Genomic DNA, 17603 nt, shown 5'->3' with positions numbered 1-17603 from the left:
CCAACCAGAAGCTTAGAAGAGAAAACCCCTGTCTGGTTCCCTGGGAGGCTGGCTATTTGTTAGCCCGCTCGTCCGGCTTTCGCCGGTAAATCAGACAGTTTGTAAGGCTATTGAGCATTTCGTCGTATTTCGCAAAAGGCGCCTAATCTTTGGCGCGCAGCGGTCGAAATAAGAGCAGCGCAAAGCCCCAGAGTGTGGCAAATTGCCGCCCTTTCTTGACCAGCCCCTTCGCGGTAGCTCACTTAATGACCAGAAACATGAAATTCAGCCACAAGATCTTGTTGGCTGCCGCCCTCGTGGTGGCCGTTGCGTTCGCCTGTTTCATTTTGTTCAACGACTATCGCCAGCGCGAAGCCCTGCAAAGCAGCACCGAAGCGTCGATGCAGGAACTGGGCAGCCTGACCACCAGCAACATCCAGACCTGGCTGGAAAGCCGCATCCAGTTGCTGCAATCGATGGCGCAGCAGGTTGTCGCCGACGGCAACGCCCCGGCCAACCTGAAACGCATCATCGACCTGCCCGCCTACACCGGCAATTTCCAGCTCAGCTACTTCGGCGGCGCCGACGGCGTGATGTTCTCGGTCCCGGCCGGCAACCGCGCACCGGATTACGATCCGCGCGCCCGTGGCTGGTACAAGGCAGCCAACGCTGCGCAACAGACCATCGTCACCGAACCGTACATCGCCGCCTCGTCGGGCAAACTGGTGATCACAGTCGCCACGCCGGTGCAGCGCCAGGGCCAGATGATCGGTGTGGCCGGCGCCGACATTGACCTGTCGAGCGTCAGCGCGATCATCAACTCGCTGAACTTCGGCGGCCACGGTCATGCGTTCATCGTCGGTGCCGACGGCAAGATCCTGATCCACCCGGACAGCAAACTGGTGCTCAAGACCTTGGCAGAGGCCTATCCCAACGGCGCGCCGAAAGTCAGCCCGGGCCTGAAAGAAGTCGAGTTCGACGGCAAGACCCAATTGATCTCCTTCACCCACGTCAACGGCGTGCCGTCGGCCGACTGGTACGTGGCGCTGGTGCTGGACAAGGACACCGCGTTCTCGATGCTCAGCGAGTTCCGCACCTCGGCGCTGATCGCCATGGTCATTGCGGTGGTGATCATCATCGCCCTGCTCGGCATGCTGATCCGCGTGCTGATGCAGCCGTTGCTGACCATGGGCCGCGCCATGCACGACATCGCCGAAGGCGAAGGTGACCTGACCAAACGCCTGACCATCCACGGCCACGATGAATTCGGTGCGCTGGGTCTGTCGTTCAACCGTTTCGTCGAGCGCATCCACACTTCGATCCGCGAAGTGTCCTCGGCCACCGGCCAGGTCAACGAAGTCGCCCTGCGCGTGGTCGCAGCGTCCAACTCGTCGATGTTCAACTCCGACCAGCAGGCCTCGCGCACCAACAGCGTGGCCGCCGCGATCAACCAGCTAGGCGCCGCCGCCCAGGAAATCGCCCAGAACGCCGCCCTCGCCTCGCAACATTCCAGCGACGCGCGCAGCCTGGCCGAAGACGGCCAGCAGGTTGTGGATAAAACCATCCACGCCATGCAACAGCTGTCGGCGAAGATCAGCGACTCCTGCGGCAACATCGAAACCCTGAACAGCAACACCGTGAACATCGGGCAGATTCTGGAAGTGATCACCAGCATCTCCCAGCAGACCAACCTGCTGGCGCTCAACGCCGCCATCGAAGCGGCCCGTGCCGGTGAGGCCGGTCGTGGTTTCGCCGTGGTCGCCGACGAAGTCCGCAACCTGGCGCACCGCACCCAGGATTCGGCGCAGCAAGTGCAGAAGATGATTGAAGAGCTGCAAGTCGGCGCGCGTCAGGCGGTCGGCATCATGACCGAGAGCCAGCGCGAGAGCGAAAGCAGCGTCGGCATCGCCAACCAGGCCGGCGAACGCCTGGGCAGCGTGACCCAGCGCATCGGCGAGATCGACGGCATGAACCAGTCGGTGGCCACGGCGACGGAAGAGCAGACGGCGGTGGTCGAGTCGATCAACGTTGATATCAACGAGATCAACACGCTGAACCAGGAAGGTGTGGAGAACTTGCAGGCTACTTTGCGGGCTTGTGCGGATCTGGAGCAGCAGGCTGCGCGACTCAAGCAGTTGGTGGGCAGCTTCAGGATTTAAGGCACTATCACTGATCTCTTCGCGGGCGCTCCTGCGAAGAGGTCAGTCGTTTTAATGCTGATTCAGAAACTCGACCCCGGCTGCGAAAGAAACTCCAGCTCCTCAACCGTAGACTCCCGCCCCAACACCGCATTGCGATGCGGAAACCGTCCAAACCGCGCAATCACCCGCTGATGCCGCTCGGCATAATCCAGGTTGTCGGCAAACACCCCGCGCTCCGCCTCCGGCTGCTCAGCCACTAGCTCGATGAATCGCGAAACCGCTTCATTCTGCACCGCGAGGTTTTCGCAGTGTTCGAAGACGAGGTAGATGAAGAGTCGCTGGATCGGTTTCAACTGCCGATCGAAGTCTGCAGCAATCCCCTGAGCAACCAGTTTCTGGGCCCGTAGATCACCGGAAAAAGCCTTGGGCGTATCGCGAAAGATCATTCGCGGAAGTTGATCGAGCAGCAACACCACCGCCAGCCAGCCTTCGGGACGTTGCGTCCACTCGGTCAATTCGCCAGCGAGGGCCTGATCGACAAAGACCCCGAAACGCTCACGCGCTTCGAGGTCCTGGCTGTCTTTCTTGCCGAACCACAACCCGCCCTGTTGCGCCGTCACTTCAGTAGCCGATTCGGAGTGTCCGAACCACCAATCGAGCAACGGCTGCCAGGGCGCGTTCATGGTTTATTCCTTGTGGTAAGCCGTGGCGCGGGCGACTTCTTCTTTCGAGCCGAGGAACACCGCTACGCGCTGGTGCAGGCCTTCAGGCTTGATGTCGAGGATGCGCTGGTGGCCGTCGGTGGAAGCGCCGCCAGCCTGTTCCACCAGGAACGACATCGGGTTGGCTTCGTACATCAGGCGCAGTTTGCCCGGTTTGGACGGCTCGCGGCTGTCGCGCGGGTACATGAACAGACCGCCACGGGTCAGGATGCGGTGCACGTCGGCAACCATGGCCGCGACCCAACGCATGTTGTAGTTCTTTTTCAGCGGGCCTTCTTCACCGGCCAGCAATTCCGAAACGTAGCGCTGTACCGGAGCTTCCCAGTGACGCTGGTTGGACATGTTGATAGCGAATTCCTGGGTGGATTCAGGAATGGTGATGTCTTCGTGGGTCAGAACGAAGCTGCCCATTTCGCGATCCAGGGTGAAGCCTTTCACGCCGTGGCCCAGGGTCAGCACCAGCATGGTTTGCGGGCCGTAGATGGCATAACCGGCGGCAACCTGCTGAGTGCCTGGCTGCAGGAAGGCCTTTTCATCCAGCGCTTCGTTCTGGCTCAGGTATTCGTTCGGGCAACGCAGCACGGAGAAGATGGTGCCGACCGGGGCGTTGATGTCGATGTTCGACGAACCGTCCAGCGGGTCGAATACCAACAGGTAGGCGCCTTTCGGGTATTTGCCCGGGATCTGGTAGGCGTTGTCCATTTCTTCGGAAGCCATGCCGGCCAGGTGACCGCCCCACTCGTTGGCTTCGAGCAGGATCTCGTTCGACAGCACGTCGAGCTTCTTCTGCACTTCGCCTTGCACGTTTTCCGTGCCCATGCTGCCCAGAACACCGCCCAGGGCGCCTTTGGACACGGCGTGGCTGATCTCTTTACAGGCACGCGCCACCACTTCGATCAGGAAGCGCAGATCGGCAGGAGTGTTGTTGCTGCGGGTCTGCTCAATCAAATAGCGACTCAGGGTAACGCGGGACATGGACGGCTCCGGTGGAATGGGGGGCTAAAAACCCGCGCAGTTTACAGGGAGTCTGAAACCGTAGCGAGCAATGACGCCCGGTAACGTGCGTCGGGTGCAATTCCTGCTATCAGACGTGATCGAACCGAGAGAGTTCAGGCACCGGATTCAGCGTAGTTGGAAACCCGACGGGTGTAGAGGCCACACCCGTCATATTCAGGACTTGGTCGGCGGCTTGCGCAGCAGACTGAAGGCCATCGCCGCCAGAAACAGCACGCTGAGCAGCAACACCGCCCACAGGCCGAACTTCTTCCAGTTGGTGTCCGCCGTGGCCGAGGTGGTGGCCGTCGAAGTCTGGGTCGCCAGCGCGTCGCCCTGCACCGTGGCCTTGCCCAGCGTGGCCAGCTTCTCCGGTTTGAAATCGGGGATCAGCGTGGTCAGCGGCAGGTTCGCCGTCTTCACGGTCGGATTGCCCAGCGCCAGGCTGTACGGCCCTTCGCCACGCGCGAGGAAGATCACCTGAGTGGCGCGCACCGCGTATTTCACGCTCGGTGCCTGTTCGCCGAGACCGCCGCCGCGCTCGTCGACCGTCAGTTTCAACTGCTTCACGGTCTGCCCGTAGAGCTGCAATTCGTTCTGCACCACGTCCTGGCCGTTCTGGGTCAGACGATAGAGCAAGCCGCTGCTCAGCGGTTGCCACGGCAGACTGCTTTCGCGACGCCCCGACAACGTCACCGGTGCCAGGCTGTTGGCCTGTTTCAGTTCGACCTGCACCCGCTCGATGTTCAGCCCCATCGGCAACTGCCAGGTGTATTCCCCGGCCTTGCCGCTGCTGCCGGCCAGCGCCGGCGACCAGACCAATGGCAGCGGCAGGTTGCGCGGATCGCTGCTTTTCAGTTGCGCCGACGTCAGCACCGGCGCCGAGGCCGGCGAATCCCAGAGCAGACGCAGATACCGCGCCGATTGCCCCGGCAACGCCACCTCATGCTGCTCGACCCGTTCGTCGGCAAAGGTCAGGCGCGCGACCTGGCCTTCGCCCCAGGCTTGCCAGTGCTGCAGATCGTCGCTGGCCTCGATGCTGAAACGCTGGAAGCCGTCGCGCTCGCTGGTCCAATCGAGGATCAGTTGCTGCAACGGCGCCTTGATCGCACTGGCATCGAGCAGCCAGCCGCGCAGCACTTCTTCACCGGCTTCGAGCTGACTGGACGGCTGCACTTCCACCAGCGTGCCGGTGGTGGTGGATTGCACGCGAACGCTCGGCGCGCGTTCGGTGGCATCCGCCGAGTTGTACAACGGGAACCACTTCACCTCATGCAACTGGCCATCGTCGCGGGTCTGCGCTGATTCCCGGGCCAGCGCATAGGCCTGCGGTTCTCCGGCGGCGTTGAATACCCGCAGGTCGCTGAGATCGGTCTGACGCGCCTGCAACTGCACACTCAGCGGCAGTTCGAGGCGATACCACGGGCCGGAACCGCTGACCGACAACGGCACCTGCGCGGCGAAGTCCGCCGGTTTTTCCTGGGCGCCGGCCGTCATGGCCACGCCCAGCAACAGCCACCCGAGATTAAGCTTGCGACTCAAGACGACACTCCTTCGGTTTCCGGGGCCGGTTTGTCCGCCGCCGGTGCAGCTTCGACGCGTTTGGGGGGCAGCGGCGCAAAATAGCCCACCACCAGCAGCAACACGCCGACGCCGATGAACGAGACAATCCGGGCCAGTCCGCCACGGTTGCTCAATTCGACAAAAATCAGTTTGGCCACCACCAGCGCAATCAGCGCCGCGCCGATCAGCCACACTTCGCGGCGATGACGCAGGTGCCCGCCGATCATCAGCCCGAGCGCCATCAGCGTCCAGACGATGGACAACCCGGCCTGCACCAGCATCGATTCGAGCAGCAGATCCAGCTCGAACGGAATGCCGGCCCAATGGTGCGCGGCGCGGGTGACCAGCGCAGTGCAGAACGCGAACAGCGAAACGCCGGCGATCAGTTGCGTTGCGTAAGCCGCGTAATCCTGGCGGATCGACAGCTCGGCAACGACGCTTCGTGACCAGACGTAGACACCGAACAGTGCAAACAGCAGACCCAATTCCAGCGGATTGAGCAGCGGCACATAAGGCAGCGGCTCGGCATTGCCATCGCTGACGCCATTGGCCAGCCAGAACCAGACCAGCATCAGCACCGCCAGCGGCGCCGCCGCGTACAGGCGATATTCGCGAGGGAACGCCGCCACCGGCCATGGCCACTGACGCGGTGCGGCCATCAGCAACAGATACACACTCGGCAGAATCGCCCAGCCCAGCCAGCGCCAGGCGTTGTATTGCTCGGACAACAGCAGCAGGCCGTAGCGCAACTCCAGCGCCAGCACGCCGATCAGCAGCCAGCAACCGAGCACATGCGCCGTGCTCAAAGACCGCGCCGGCAACATCGGCGCCAGACACCGCAGGCTGATGAAATGCACGACGAACACCGCCGCCCAGGCCAGCCAGCCGAAATCCGCCGCCGGGTGATAACGCGAGTGCCACGCGCCGAGCAACACCAGTCCGGCCGCCGGAATCAGCACGGTGCAGAGCAACCCGAGCGACGGCCATTTCAGACGCAGGGCCAACAGCGTCCACAACGCAACGCTCAGCGCGGCGACCAGCAGCAACAGCGGCGCCTGCAGATTCAACGGCGCAAACCGCAGCACTTCGCTGACCCACGCCAGTGCCCACCAACCAGCGCCCCACACCAGCAACACGTCGGACAGGCGCTGCAGACTCAGCACGTCGAACGCCGAGGCGTGATTGCCCAGTTGCAGGCGCCACGCCCCGATCATCGCCGCCAGGCCCAGCACCAGCGGCGTCCAGAATCCGCCATGGGCCAGCGGTCGCAGACCTTCGCTGGACAACGGCCCGAGCAGTTCGGGGCCGGCCAGCAAAAACGCTGCGCCGCCGATCAGTTGCAACAGCAGACCGAAGACAAAACTCACGCGCTGCTTGAGGTACAGGCTGAGCCAGATGATCAGCAAGCCACTGGCCGCCCACACCGCACTCGCGGTCTGCCATGGCAGCACGAACAACACCGCCAGATTGATCAGCATCAGACCCGCCAGCAGCACCACCGACAACCCGCGCAGCAGACGCACATCGCTGCGCACCATCTCGTCGCGCGCCGCCAGCAGCATGCCGGCGATCAACGCCAGACCGATCAGCGAGGCGCTGAGCAGACCGCTCCAGCCGGCGCTGAACACGGCCGCCGAATCCTCGCCCGCCCCTTGCAGGCGCAACAGGAACAACGCCCCGCCGAGCAGTTGCACGGCAAACGCGGTGAACAGGAAGGTTCGCGATTGCAGGCGCAAGCCGACGAACAAGGTCACCAGACCGGCCAATGCCCAACTGATTGCCGTGCCCTGAGTGAAGAAGAACAACGGCGCCAGCAGATACAGAAAGGTCAGCCCCAAGCACGCCAGCACCGGCAAGCCCTGACGTTCCCACGGTGAAGTTTGCTCCGGCGACGCCTTGCGCAATTGATAGAAGCTGAACAACAACGCCGCGCCGAGCATCAATGCGCCCAACGGCGCACCGTCGAGCAGACTGCTTTCGCCAACACGCAACTGGCTGAGAAACGCCAGCGCCGAGCCCAGTTGCAGCAGCAACGCGAAGGCCCGGGCCAACGGCCGTTGCTGACGCAAGCCCAGTAAGAAAATCCCCGCGCCCTCCACCGCCCAGGCGGCGGAGGTCCAGCGCGCATCCAGCCCCAGCGGAATCGCCAGACTGGCAAAAATCACCCCGAGCGCCAGGCAAGTCTCGCCCAGCAACAATGCGCGGCCGCCCATCAACACTTTGGCGAGGGCCATGTAGATCATGCCCAGCGCCAGTGCGCTGAATGCCGCCGCAAACTCAAGATGCTGGACCAGCGCGAATTGCAGACCGAAACCCACCAGCGGCGGACCGAAGAGCATTGTGCCGTCGACGTAGTCGCCCTTGCGCGCCGACCAGTGCAACAGCGCCTCGCGATCGTCGTCCGCCGGGGCGTCCGGCACGTCCAGCAACTTGCGTCGGGCGAACAGCAGGCCGATGGCGAGGTACATCAGGAAGAACAGAATCAGGAACGGCTCGGTGCTCCACAACAGCTCCGGCGTGTACGAACGCAGGCCCCAGGCGAAACCGATGCCGAAGGTGCCCACGAAGCCGATCAGGTTGAGCAGGCGCCAGGCCTTGAACCAGGCGATGGCCAGAATGCCGGCGTTGAGCAATGCGAAATAACTGAACAACGCGACATGGTTGCCGGCGCCGGTCGACGTCAGAATCGGCGCGGCGAAACCGCCCAGTGCGGCGACGCAGGCCAGGGCCAGGGAATCCTGGGTGATGGCCAGAATGGCCGAAAACACCGTCACCGCCACCAGCAAGCCCAGCGCGGCAGACGGATCGAGCAGCGGGTGCAGACGCATCGCCGCAAACACCGTCAGGTACAACACCGCAATCCCGGTGCCTTGCAGCATCAAGGCGTAGCTGTTGTTGCGATGGCGCAACCACCAACCCAGCGCCAGCAATCCCAACGCTGCCGCCGCGACCCCGGCGTAACGCAATTCGATCGGCACCACCATGCCTTCGGTGGCGTAGCGCAGCAGGAACGCCAGACCGAAGAACAACAGCACCACCCCGACCCGCAGCACGGTATTGCCACCGAACAACCAGTTGCGCGCAGCGCTGATGCCGCGCTCAATAAGGTTCGGGCCACGGGGTTCGGCGGGCGGTTGTGCTTCGCGGGTGACGGGCTCCGGGCGCCAGACATCGGCCGGCAGCAGCTGGCCGGGTTCGCTGGCAGCGACGGCGACAGGTTCGAGTTCGGGTGGCAGTTCCCAGACCAGCTCGGGTTCTGCGGCAGAGGGTTGTTCAAATACCGTGACGGGTTCAACGATCGTTTCGCTGGCCGGCGCGACACTCGGCGGCGCCGGCGAATGCACTGGAGCGCCCTCCAGCAGAAACAGTCGCTGCTCGACGCCCTGTAACGCGATCTTCGCGTGATCCAGCTGACGCTGTTGCTCGGCAGCCTGTGAACCGAGCCGCGCGATGCGCATCGCCTGCCCGATGGCGAGCCCCAGCAACGCGCCCAACAGCGCATCGCTGAACGACTCGTCGAGCAGCCAGCCGAGCAGCAGCCCGATCAACATGAACATCCATTGCATGGTCGATATCCCTGAGCAGCCCCGTGGCGGGGCGGAACCAAGGCTCAGTATATCGGCCCGGCCCCACAATCGTGGGGCCGGGCGCACATTTGTCGCTAAAAGTTACTCCAGTGCCTTCCAGATATCCGTGGCGTACTCGCGGATCGTCCGGTCGGAGGAGAACCAGCCCATGCGTGAGGTGTTCAGCACCGCCGAACGCCACCAGTTGTTGGCGTCGTGCCAATGCGCATCGACACGCATCTGCGCATCCCAATAGGAGTCGAAATCGGCGCAGACGAAGAACCGGTCGTAATCCACCAGCGAATCGATCAGCCCGGTGTAGCGCGACGTGTCATCCGGCGAGAACACCCCGCTGCGGATTGCTTGCAATACATCATTGAGGCGATGGGACGCAGCGATGTCCGGCAAGGCGCTGAACTCGTGGTTCTGCTTGCGCGCCTCGACCTGCTGGGCACTGAGGCCGAAGATGAACATGTGCTCGGCACCGATGTTTTCGCACATCTCCACGTTGGCGCCGTCGAGGGTGCCGATGGTCAGCGCACCGTTCAGGCCGAACTTCATGTTGCTGGTGCCCGAGGCCTCGAAACCGGCGGTGGAGATCTGCTCCGACAGGTCCGCCGCCGGAATGATGCTCTCCGCCAGGCTGACGTTGTAGTTGGGCAGAAACACCACTTTGAGCAGGCCGCGCACGGTCGGGTCGTTGTTTACCACCCGGGCGATGTCGTTGGTCAGTTTGATGATCAGCTTGGCCTGGTGATAACTCGCCGCTGCCTTGCCGGCGAAGATTTTCACCCGTGGCACCCAGTCGATTTCCGGTTCGGCGCGGATCGCCTGATACAGCGCGACGGTGTGCATCAAATTGAGCAACTGACGCTTGTATTCGTGGATCCGTTTGACCTGCACGTCGAACATCGCCGCCGGGTTGACCGCGATCCCCAGCCGTTCATGGATCAGGTAAGCCAGGGCCTTTTTGCTGTGCAGCCGCTGCTCGGCAAAGGCTTTGCGGAAGGCGGGTTTTTCGGCGAACGGCTCAAGATCGAGCAGACGCTGTTCCGGGTTATCCAGAACATCCGCACCGAGGGAATCGACCAGCATCGACGTCAGTTCCGGGTTGGCCTGGTACAGCCAGCGGCGGAAGGTGATGCCGTTGGTCTTGTTGTTGATCCGCTCCGGATACAGCTTGTGCAGTTCGGCGAACACGGTTTTGCGCATCAGCTGCGTGTGCAGCCCGGACACGCCGTTGACGCTGTGGGAACCGAGAAACGCGAGGTTGCCCATGCGCACCCGGCGGCCGTTGTCTTCCTCGATCAGCGACACCGCGCGCAGCACGTCGAAATCGTGGATGCCCTTGGCCCGCAGCGAATCGATGTGCTGGGCGTTGATCAAGTAAATGATCTGCATGTGCCGCGGCAGCATGCGTTCCATCAGCCCCACCGGCCAGGTTTCCAGCGCTTCGGGCAGCAGCGTGTGGTTGGTGTACGAAAGCGTGTCGACGGTAACTTGCCACGCCGCATCCCAGGCCACGTCATAGACGTCGACCAGTTGGCGCATCAGTTCGGCGACGGCGATCGATGGGTGCGTGTCGTTGAGCTGGATTGCCGCGTGATCGCCGAGGGTCAGCACCGAGGTGTGCATGTTGCGGTGACGGCGCAGCAAATCCTGAAGCGACGCGGCGACGAAAAAATATTCCTGACGCAGGCGCAGTTCCTGCCCGGCTTCGGTGCTGTCCGCCGGGTAAAGCACGCGGGAGATACTTTCAGCCCGGGCCACTTCGGCGACGGCACCCAAGTGGTCACCGGCGTTGAAGCGCTCCAGATGCAAATCTTCCATGGCCCTCGCCCGCCACAGGCGCAAGGTGTTGACGCTCGCTCCGCGCCAGCCGACCACCGGGGTGTCGTAGGCAATCGCCCGCACGGTTTCCGCCGGGTGCCAGACTTGCCGGGACTTGCCGCTGGCGTCGGTGACGGTCTCGACGCTGCCGCCAAAGCCGATCGGATAGACCACCTCTGGCCGCTCGAACTCCCAGGGGTTGCCGAAATCCAGCCAGTGCTCGGTCTGCTCCTGTTGCCAGCCATCGACGATGGCCTGGCGGAACAACCCGTGCTCATAACGAATGCCGTAGCCGTGGCCGGCGATGCCGAGGGTCGACATGCTTTCCATGAAGCACGCCGCCAGCCGTCCGAGACCACCATTGCCCAGTGCCGCATCCGGCTCCAGGATGCGGATGCGCTCCAGATCGACGCCCAGTTCGGTCAAAGCTTCACGGGCGACGTCCAGCAGACCGAGGTTGCTCAGGCTGTCGTACAGCAGGCGGCCGATGAGGAATTCCAGCGAGAGGTAATACACCCGCTTCTGGCCTTTGCGGTAGATCTGCCGGGTGTGGTCCATCCAGTGCTCGACCATGTGATCGCGCGCCGCCAGGGCGATGGCTTCGAACCAGTCATGGTCGAAGGCGTGATCCGGGTCTTTGCCCACCGCGTAGGTGAGTTTGGTCAGGACGGCGTCGCGGAATGCGGCCACCTCTGCTTCGCGAACTAGTGGTTCTTGAGTCATCGATAGGACCTCGAGCGAGCGGGGAATTGTCAGAGCCTAGACGGTCTGACCGACGGTAGGGGCTCTGGTTCGGCAGTTTTTCCTGAGAGTGAGACTTCGTCCGGCAATACCCTGGCGAATGCCGTAATGAATGCAGGGGCCGTGCCGAATTGTCGGACGATGTGGATTCATGAAGAAAAAATCTGGCGAAAGGTTGTTCAAAAATCCATCAGTCCCGGTATGATCGCGCGCCCTGATGCACACGCCTGGTAAACACCGATGATGAAGCCCAACCTGATCGCCGCAGCCGAGATCGACCGTCTCGATACCTGGGCCAAATATTCGGCCCCGATGTGCGACTCGTGCGTTTCCAGCTGCTGCACGCTGCCGGTCGAGGTCAAGATCAAGGACCTGGTGCGCATCGGTGTGGTCGACGAGTTCGAACTGGGTGACCCGCCGAAGAACATCGCTAAGCGTCTGCAAAAGGAAGGTCTGGTCGAGCGCTTCAACCAGAAGTCGGGGATCTTCACCCTGCAGCGCATGAGCAACAACGATTGCTACTACCTGGATCGTAAGAGCCGCCTGTGCACCATTTATGACAAGCGCCCGGACACCTGCCGCAACCACCCGAAGATCGGCCCGCGCCCGGGCTATTGCGCGTACAAGCCGAAGGAAGTGGAGCGGGTGCAGAATTCGCGGTCGATCGAACGCTTCTGATCCTGCTTGATCGTTCCCACGCTCTGCGTGGGAACAATACTTTCAAAAGCCAGACAAACAAAAACGCCCCCGGTCTCTCGACCGGGGGCGTTTTTTTCAGCCTTGGCTAAATCTTATGCCTTGGCTTTCTTGGCAGCGCGGGTACGCTCGCTTTCGTCCAGGATCTTCTTGCGAAGACGGATGGACTTAGGAGTAACTTCGCACAGCTCGTCTTCCTGGATGTATTCCAGAGCCTGTTCCAGGGTGAAGCGAACAGGTGGGACCAGAGCGATGGTTTCGTCTTTACCCGAAGCACGCATGTTGTCGAGCTTCTTGCCTTTGGTTGGGTTCACACCCAGGTCGTTGTCGCGGGAGTTCTGACCAACGATCTGACCGTTGTAGATCTCCTGGCCGTGTTCTACGAACAGCTTGCCACGAGCCTGCAGGGTTTCCAGGGAGTAGGTCAGTGCCTTGCCGGTTTCAACCGAAACCAGAACGCCGTTCTGACGGCCGGACATGTGGCCCGACTTCACTGGAGCGTAACGGTCGAAGATCGAGGTCAGGATGCCAGCACCGTTGGTCAGGGTCAGGAACTGGTTACGGAAACCGATCAGACCGCGAGCAGGGATGTTGTATTCCAGACGAACACGGCCTTTGCCATCCGGCACCATGTTGCTCAGGTCGCCTTTACGCAGACCCATTTCTTCCATGACCTTGCCCTGCGATTCTTCAGGGATGTCGATGGTCACGTTTTCGAACGGTTCCTGCTTCACGCCGTCAACTTCACGGATGATCACTTCAGGACGGCCCAGGGCCAGCTCGAAGCCTTCGCGACGCATGGTTTCGATCAGTACCGAGAGGTGCAGCTCACCACGGCCGGATACCTTGAACTTGTCAGCCGAGTCGCCTTCTTCAACGCGCAGTGCAACGTTGTACAGCAGCTCTTTGTCCAGACGATCCTTGATGTTACGGGAGGTCACGAACTTGCCTTCTTTACCGCAGAATGGCGAGTCGTTTACCTGGAAGGTCATGGAAACGGTTGGCTCGTCAACGGTCAGAGGCTTCATCGCCTCGACGTTGTTGATGTCGCACAGGGTGTCGGAGATGAACAGCTCGTCGAAACCGCTGATGCAGACGATGTCGCCAGCTGCAGCTTCTTCAACGTCAACGCGGTGCAGACCGTGGTGACCCATCAGCTTCAGGATACGACCGTTGCGGCGCTTGCCGTCGGCGCTGATAGCGACAACCGGGGTGTTCGGCTTGACGCGACCACGAGCGATACGGCCAACACCGATAACACCCAGGAAGCTGTTGTAGTCCAGAGCGGAAATCTGCATCTGGAACGGACCGTCACGGTCAACAGCCGGAGGCGGAACGTGGTCGACTACCGCCTGGTACAGCGCGGTCATGTCTTCGCCCATGGCGGTGTGGTCCAGACCGGCGATGCCGTTCAGGGCCGAAGCGTAAACAACCTGGAAGTCCAGTTGTTCTTCGGTAGCGCCCAGGTTGTCGAACAGATCGAAGATCTGGTCCAGAACCCAGTCAGGACGCGCGCCCGGACGGTCAACCTTGTTGATGACCACGATTGGACGCAGGCCGGCTTCGAAAGCCTTCTTGGTCACGAAACGGGTTTGCGGCATAGGGCCGTCTTGAGCGTCGACCAGCAGCAGCACGGAGTCAACCATGGACATTACGCGCTCAACTTCGCCGCCGAAGTCGGCGTGGCCCGGGGTGTCCACGATGTTGATGTGGTAGCCGTTCCAGTTGATGGCGGTGTTTTTCGCCAGAATGGTAATGCCGCGCTCTTTTTCCTGGTCGTTGGAGTCCATCACGCGCTCGTCGTTGAGCTCGTTGCGCTCCAGGGTGCCGGATTGACGCAGGAGTTTGTCTACCAGGGTGGTCTTACCATGGTCAACGTGGGCAATGATGGCGATGTTGCGTAGATTTTCGATCACTTGTGTATCTCGATCAGAGGATTCGGTTTGCTGACAAGTCTTGGCAGCGATTGACAGTAGTGTCCGGCATGGCCGTTACAGCTTGACGGCGGTGTCGGGGGGCCGGTGACGCAGGCCACAGGCAAACAGCCCCGGGCACTTAGCTCGGTCGATAAACGCGCACATTGGCATGCCCCTCACTGAGCAAATGGTGGGCATGCAGGCGACTCATCACGCCTTTGTCGCAATACAGCAGGTACTGGCGAGTAGGGTCCAGTTCCTTGAAACGAGCGTTCACTGCGTAGAACGGCATCGTCTGTACCTCTATGCCGGCGAGTTCCAGCGGGTCATCCTCGGCGGCATCCGGGTGACGGATGTCGATGACGATCTGACCGGCCAGCGCTTCGCTGACTTCTTCGATCTGCAAATCCTGGCCCAATTCGTCGATCACCCGATCGATTGGCACCAGTCTGGCGTTTGCGAGCGCACGCTCGAGCACCGCCATGTCGAATTCCTGCTCTTCGTGCTCGACCCGGCCACGCTTGGCGGCGGTCTTCGGATTGACCGAGATGACGCCGCAGTATTCCGGCATGTGCCGGGCGAAATCACCGGTACCGATCTGGTCGGCCGTGTCGATGATGTCCTGCTTGTGGGCGACGATCAGCGGTCGCAGCACCAGCTTGTCGGTGACGCAATCGATGACCGACAGGTTCGGCAACGTCTGGCTCGATACCTGGGAAATCGCTTCGCCGGTAACCAGCGCATCGATGTGCAGGCGTTCGGCAATGCTCGACGCTGCGCGCAACATCATACGCTTCAATACGACGCCCATATGACTGTCGTCGACCTTGCCGAGAATTTCGCCCAATACTTCTTCGAACGGAACACTGACAAATAGCACGCGTTGCGAGCTGCCGTACTTCTTCCAGATGAAATGCGCGACTTCCATTACGCCCAATTCGTGGGCACGACCGCCCAGATTGAAGAAGCAGAAGTGCGTCATCAGACCGCGACGAATGATCTGGTACGCGGCAACCGTCGAGTCAAAGCCGCCGGACATCAGCACCAGCGTCTGCTCCAGCGCACCGAGCGGGTAGCCGCCGATGCCATTGTGCTGGCTGTGGATCACGAACAACCGTTTGTCGCGAACTTCGATACGGACTTCGATTTCCGGCTGTTTCAGGTCGATTCCGGCAGCGCCGCACTCACGGCGCAGCTTGCTGCCGACGTATTTTTCGACGTCCATCGAGCTGAACGCATGCTTGCCCGCACGCTTGCAGCGCACCGAAAAGATCTTCCCGGCCAGCGCATCGCCGTAGTGCTGTTTGCACTTCTCGGTGATGTCGTCGAAGTCGCCCAGCGGGTACTCGTCGATCTGCAGAAAGTGCGCGATGCCCGGCATGCAGGTCAGGCGTTCGCCCATCTCTTTCAGGGCCTTGGGGTCGGTGACGCGGGTTTCCAGCTCGAGATTGTCCCACACACCGTTCACCACCACGGCCGGGTCCAGGTCGCGGAGCACGGTGCGGATGTTCTTGGCCAGCTGGCGGATGAATTTCGTCCGGACAGGTCGGCTTTTGATGGTGATCTCGGGGAAGACTTTTACGATTAGTTTCATGAAAACAGCGCGCGCAGGGCCAGCCGAAAAAGGGGGGCGCGGATTATAGCGGAAATTGCTCAAGGTTTAACCAGTTAATGTGCAGAAGGTTTTGCACGCACCAAAACGGGTCATTTTTCGATTTGAGCGCTACATTAAAGGGCGAGATTTTCGCCTTTAAGGCGCTTTTGACCTTTAGAAGCGTGAATTTGGGGCAAAAAACCCATGCTGGGGCACTGGCATGCAATTTGCTCCCTTGTGAGGCAGGTTGCCTTGGCAGAGTATTCGCGCCGGCATCACCACTATTAAGGGCATCCACTACCCGCCCTAATTCACCCGGAGGACACTATGTCGAAGTCGGTTCAACTCATCAAAGATCATGACGTCAAGTGGATTGATCTGCGCTTCACGGACACCAAAGGCACTCAGCACCACGTGACCATGCCGGCTCGCGATGCGCTGGAAGACGACTTCTTCGAAGTTGGCAAGATGTTCGACGGTTCCTCCATCGCTGGCTGGAAAGGCATCGAAGCCTCCGACATGATCCTGCTGCCGGACGACGAAACCGCCGTTCTGGACCCGTTCACCGAAGAGCCGACCCTGATCCTGGTCTGCGACATCATCGAACCTTCGACCATGCAAGGTTACGATCGCGACCCGCGCGCCATCGCCCACCGCGCCGAGGAATACCTGAAGACCACCGGTATCGGTGACACCGTATTCGCCGGTCCAGAGCCTGAGTTCTTCATCTTCGACGAAGTGAAGTTCAAGTCCGACATCTCCGGTTCGATGTTCAAGATCTACTCCGAGCAAGGCTCGTGGATGTCCGACCAGGACGTGGAAGGCGGCAACAAAGGCCACCGTCCAGGCGTGAAAGGCGGCTACTTCCCGGTTCCGCCGTTCGACCACGACCACGAAATCCGTACTTCCATGTGCAACGCGCTGGAAGAGATGGGCCAGACCGTTGAAGTTCACCACCACGAAGTGGCAACTGCCGGTCAGAACGAAATTGGTGTCAAGTTCAACACCCTGGTGAAGAAAGCTGACGAAGTTCAGACTCTGAAATACGTTGTACACAACGTTGCCGACGCTTACGGCCGCACCGCGACCTTCATGCCGAAGCCGCTGTACGGCGACAACGGTTCGGGCATGCACGTTCACATGTCCATCTCCAAAGATGGCAAGAACACCTTCGCAGGTGAAGGTTATGCCGGCCTGTCCGACACCGCCCTGTACTTCATCGGCGGCATCATCAAGCACGGTAAGGCCCTGAACGGCTTCACCAACCCGGCCACCAACTCCTACAAGCGTCTGGTGCCAGGCTTCGAAGCCCCGGTCATGCTGGCCTACTCGGCTCGCAACCGTTCCGCCTCGATCCGCATTCCTTACGTCAACAGCCCTAAAGGCCGTCGTATCGAAGCCCGCTTCCCGGATCCGGCTGCCAACCCATACCTGGCTTTCGCAGCACTGCTGATGGCCGGTCTGGACGGTATCCAGAACAAGATCCACCCAGGCGATGCTGCCGACAAAAACCTGTACGACCTGCCGCCTGAAGAGGCGAAAGAGATCCCGCAAGTTTGCGGCAGCCTGAAAGAAGCCCTGGAAGAGCTGGACAAGGGCCGTGCGTTCCTGACCAAGGGCGGCGTGTTCTCCGACGACTTCATCGACGCTTACATCGCGCTGAAATCCGAAGAAGAAATCAAGGTCCGCACCTTCGTACACCCACTGGAATATGAGCTGTACTACAGCTGCTGATCCGGTAGCGCCGCGCTACGCGGCGTGACAAAAAGAGGCCTCCTTCGGGAGGCCTTTTTTGTGCCCGCAATTTATCGCCTCACGATCAACCGAAAAATCTCTGAATGTGTGCAGGGTTGGGCCAACCG

Annotated in this window: 10 protein-coding genes; 3 read left to right on the top strand and 7 right to left on the bottom strand. The window is 61.1% G+C overall.

The window, feature by feature from the left end:
* Positions 1-245 precede the first annotated feature (245 nt).
* Positions 246-2138: a methyl-accepting chemotaxis protein gene (locus tag AC1RT4_RS16760; protein ID WP_493086442.1), complete on the top strand. Its 1893-nt coding sequence runs from the start codon at positions 246-248 to the stop codon at positions 2136-2138.
* Positions 2139-2200: 62 nt separating this feature from the next.
* Here the strand turns inward: AC1RT4_RS16760 and AC1RT4_RS16755 are convergent, their stop codons facing one another.
* From AC1RT4_RS16755 to AC1RT4_RS16735, 5 genes are all read right to left on the bottom strand, one after another.
* Positions 2201-2803, bottom strand: coding sequence for a DUF924 family protein (locus tag AC1RT4_RS16755; protein WP_179692962.1), 603 nt, complete (start codon positions 2801-2803; stop codon positions 2201-2203).
* 3 nt (positions 2804-2806) lie between these two features.
* Positions 2807-3817, bottom strand: a complete 1011-nt coding sequence (locus AC1RT4_RS16750) for a class 1 fructose-bisphosphatase (RefSeq protein ID WP_007952492.1) — start codon at positions 3815-3817, stop codon at positions 2807-2809.
* A gap of 195 nt (positions 3818-4012) precedes the next feature.
* Positions 4013-5377 (bottom strand): DUF3999 domain-containing protein, encoded by a 1365-nt coding sequence (locus tag AC1RT4_RS16745; RefSeq protein WP_493086439.1) that lies wholly within the window; start codon positions 5375-5377, stop codon positions 4013-4015.
* Positions 5374-8964 (bottom strand): DUF2339 domain-containing protein, encoded by a 3591-nt coding sequence (locus AC1RT4_RS16740; protein WP_493086437.1) that lies wholly within the window; start codon positions 8962-8964, stop codon positions 5374-5376. The genes AC1RT4_RS16745 and AC1RT4_RS16740 overlap by 4 nt, the downstream gene beginning before the upstream one ends.
* 102 nt (positions 8965-9066) lie before the next feature.
* Complete coding sequence (locus tag AC1RT4_RS16735; protein WP_007952498.1) at positions 9067-11517, bottom strand: glycogen/starch/alpha-glucan phosphorylase; 2451 nt, start codon at positions 11515-11517, stop codon at positions 9067-9069.
* A gap of 258 nt (positions 11518-11775) precedes the next feature.
* On the opposite strand from AC1RT4_RS16735, the gene AC1RT4_RS16730 reads away from it, so the two are divergent.
* Positions 11776-12213, top strand: a complete 438-nt coding sequence (locus AC1RT4_RS16730; protein WP_493086435.1) for a YkgJ family cysteine cluster protein — start codon at positions 11776-11778, stop codon at positions 12211-12213.
* A 113-nt stretch (positions 12214-12326) separates the two neighbouring features.
* Here the strand turns inward: AC1RT4_RS16730 and typA are convergent, their stop codons facing one another.
* Both typA and thiI read right to left on the bottom strand, forming a co-directional pair.
* Positions 12327-14147 (bottom strand): translational GTPase TypA, encoded by a 1821-nt coding sequence (gene typA, locus AC1RT4_RS16725; RefSeq protein WP_007952502.1) that lies wholly within the window; start codon positions 14145-14147, stop codon positions 12327-12329.
* Between the two features lie 139 nt (positions 14148-14286).
* A complete protein-coding gene (gene thiI, locus AC1RT4_RS16720; protein WP_273900122.1) occupies positions 14287-15741 on the bottom strand; it encodes a tRNA uracil 4-sulfurtransferase ThiI in 1455 nt (484 codons plus the stop codon).
* Between the two features lie 327 nt (positions 15742-16068).
* Here thiI and glnA point away from each other — a divergent pair, with 327 nt between their 5' ends.
* Positions 16069-17475 carry a glutamate--ammonia ligase gene (gene glnA / locus AC1RT4_RS16715; RefSeq protein ID WP_007952507.1) on the top strand — a complete coding sequence of 469 codons (1407 nt, stop codon included), beginning with the start codon at positions 16069-16071 and terminating at the stop codon, positions 17473-17475.
* Positions 17476-17603 lie beyond the last annotated feature (128 nt).

Source organism: Pseudomonas sp. GW821-FHT11D10 (assembly GCF_058808435.1).
Note: the sequence above shows the minus strand (reverse complement) of the source record. Positions and strands in the feature narration are given on the sequence as shown.

Bases quoted from the DNA above. Each gene is read 5' to 3' on its own strand.
- AC1RT4_RS16760 (WP_493086442.1), top strand. From the start codon at position 246: ATGACCAGAAACATGAAATTCAGCCACAAGATCTTGTTGGCTGCCGCC.
- AC1RT4_RS16755 (WP_179692962.1), bottom strand. From the start codon at position 2,803: ATGAACGCGCCCTGGCAGCCGTTGCTCGATTGGTGGTTCGGACACTCC.
- AC1RT4_RS16750 (WP_007952492.1), bottom strand. From the start codon at position 3,817: ATGTCCCGCGTTACCCTGAGTCGCTATTTGATTGAGCAGACCCGCAGC.
- AC1RT4_RS16740 (WP_493086437.1), bottom strand. From the start codon at position 8,964: ATGCAATGGATGTTCATGTTGATCGGGCTGCTGCTCGGCTGGCTGCTC.
- AC1RT4_RS16735 (WP_007952498.1), bottom strand. From the start codon at position 11,517: ATGACTCAAGAACCACTAGTTCGCGAAGCAGAGGTGGCCGCATTCCGC.
- AC1RT4_RS16730 (WP_493086435.1), top strand. From the start codon at position 11,776: ATGATGAAGCCCAACCTGATCGCCGCAGCCGAGATCGACCGTCTCGAT.
- thiI (WP_273900122.1), bottom strand. From the start codon at position 15,741: ATGAAACTAATCGTAAAAGTCTTCCCCGAGATCACCATCAAAAGCCGA.
- glnA (WP_007952507.1), top strand. From the start codon at position 16,069: ATGTCGAAGTCGGTTCAACTCATCAAAGATCATGACGTCAAGTGGATT.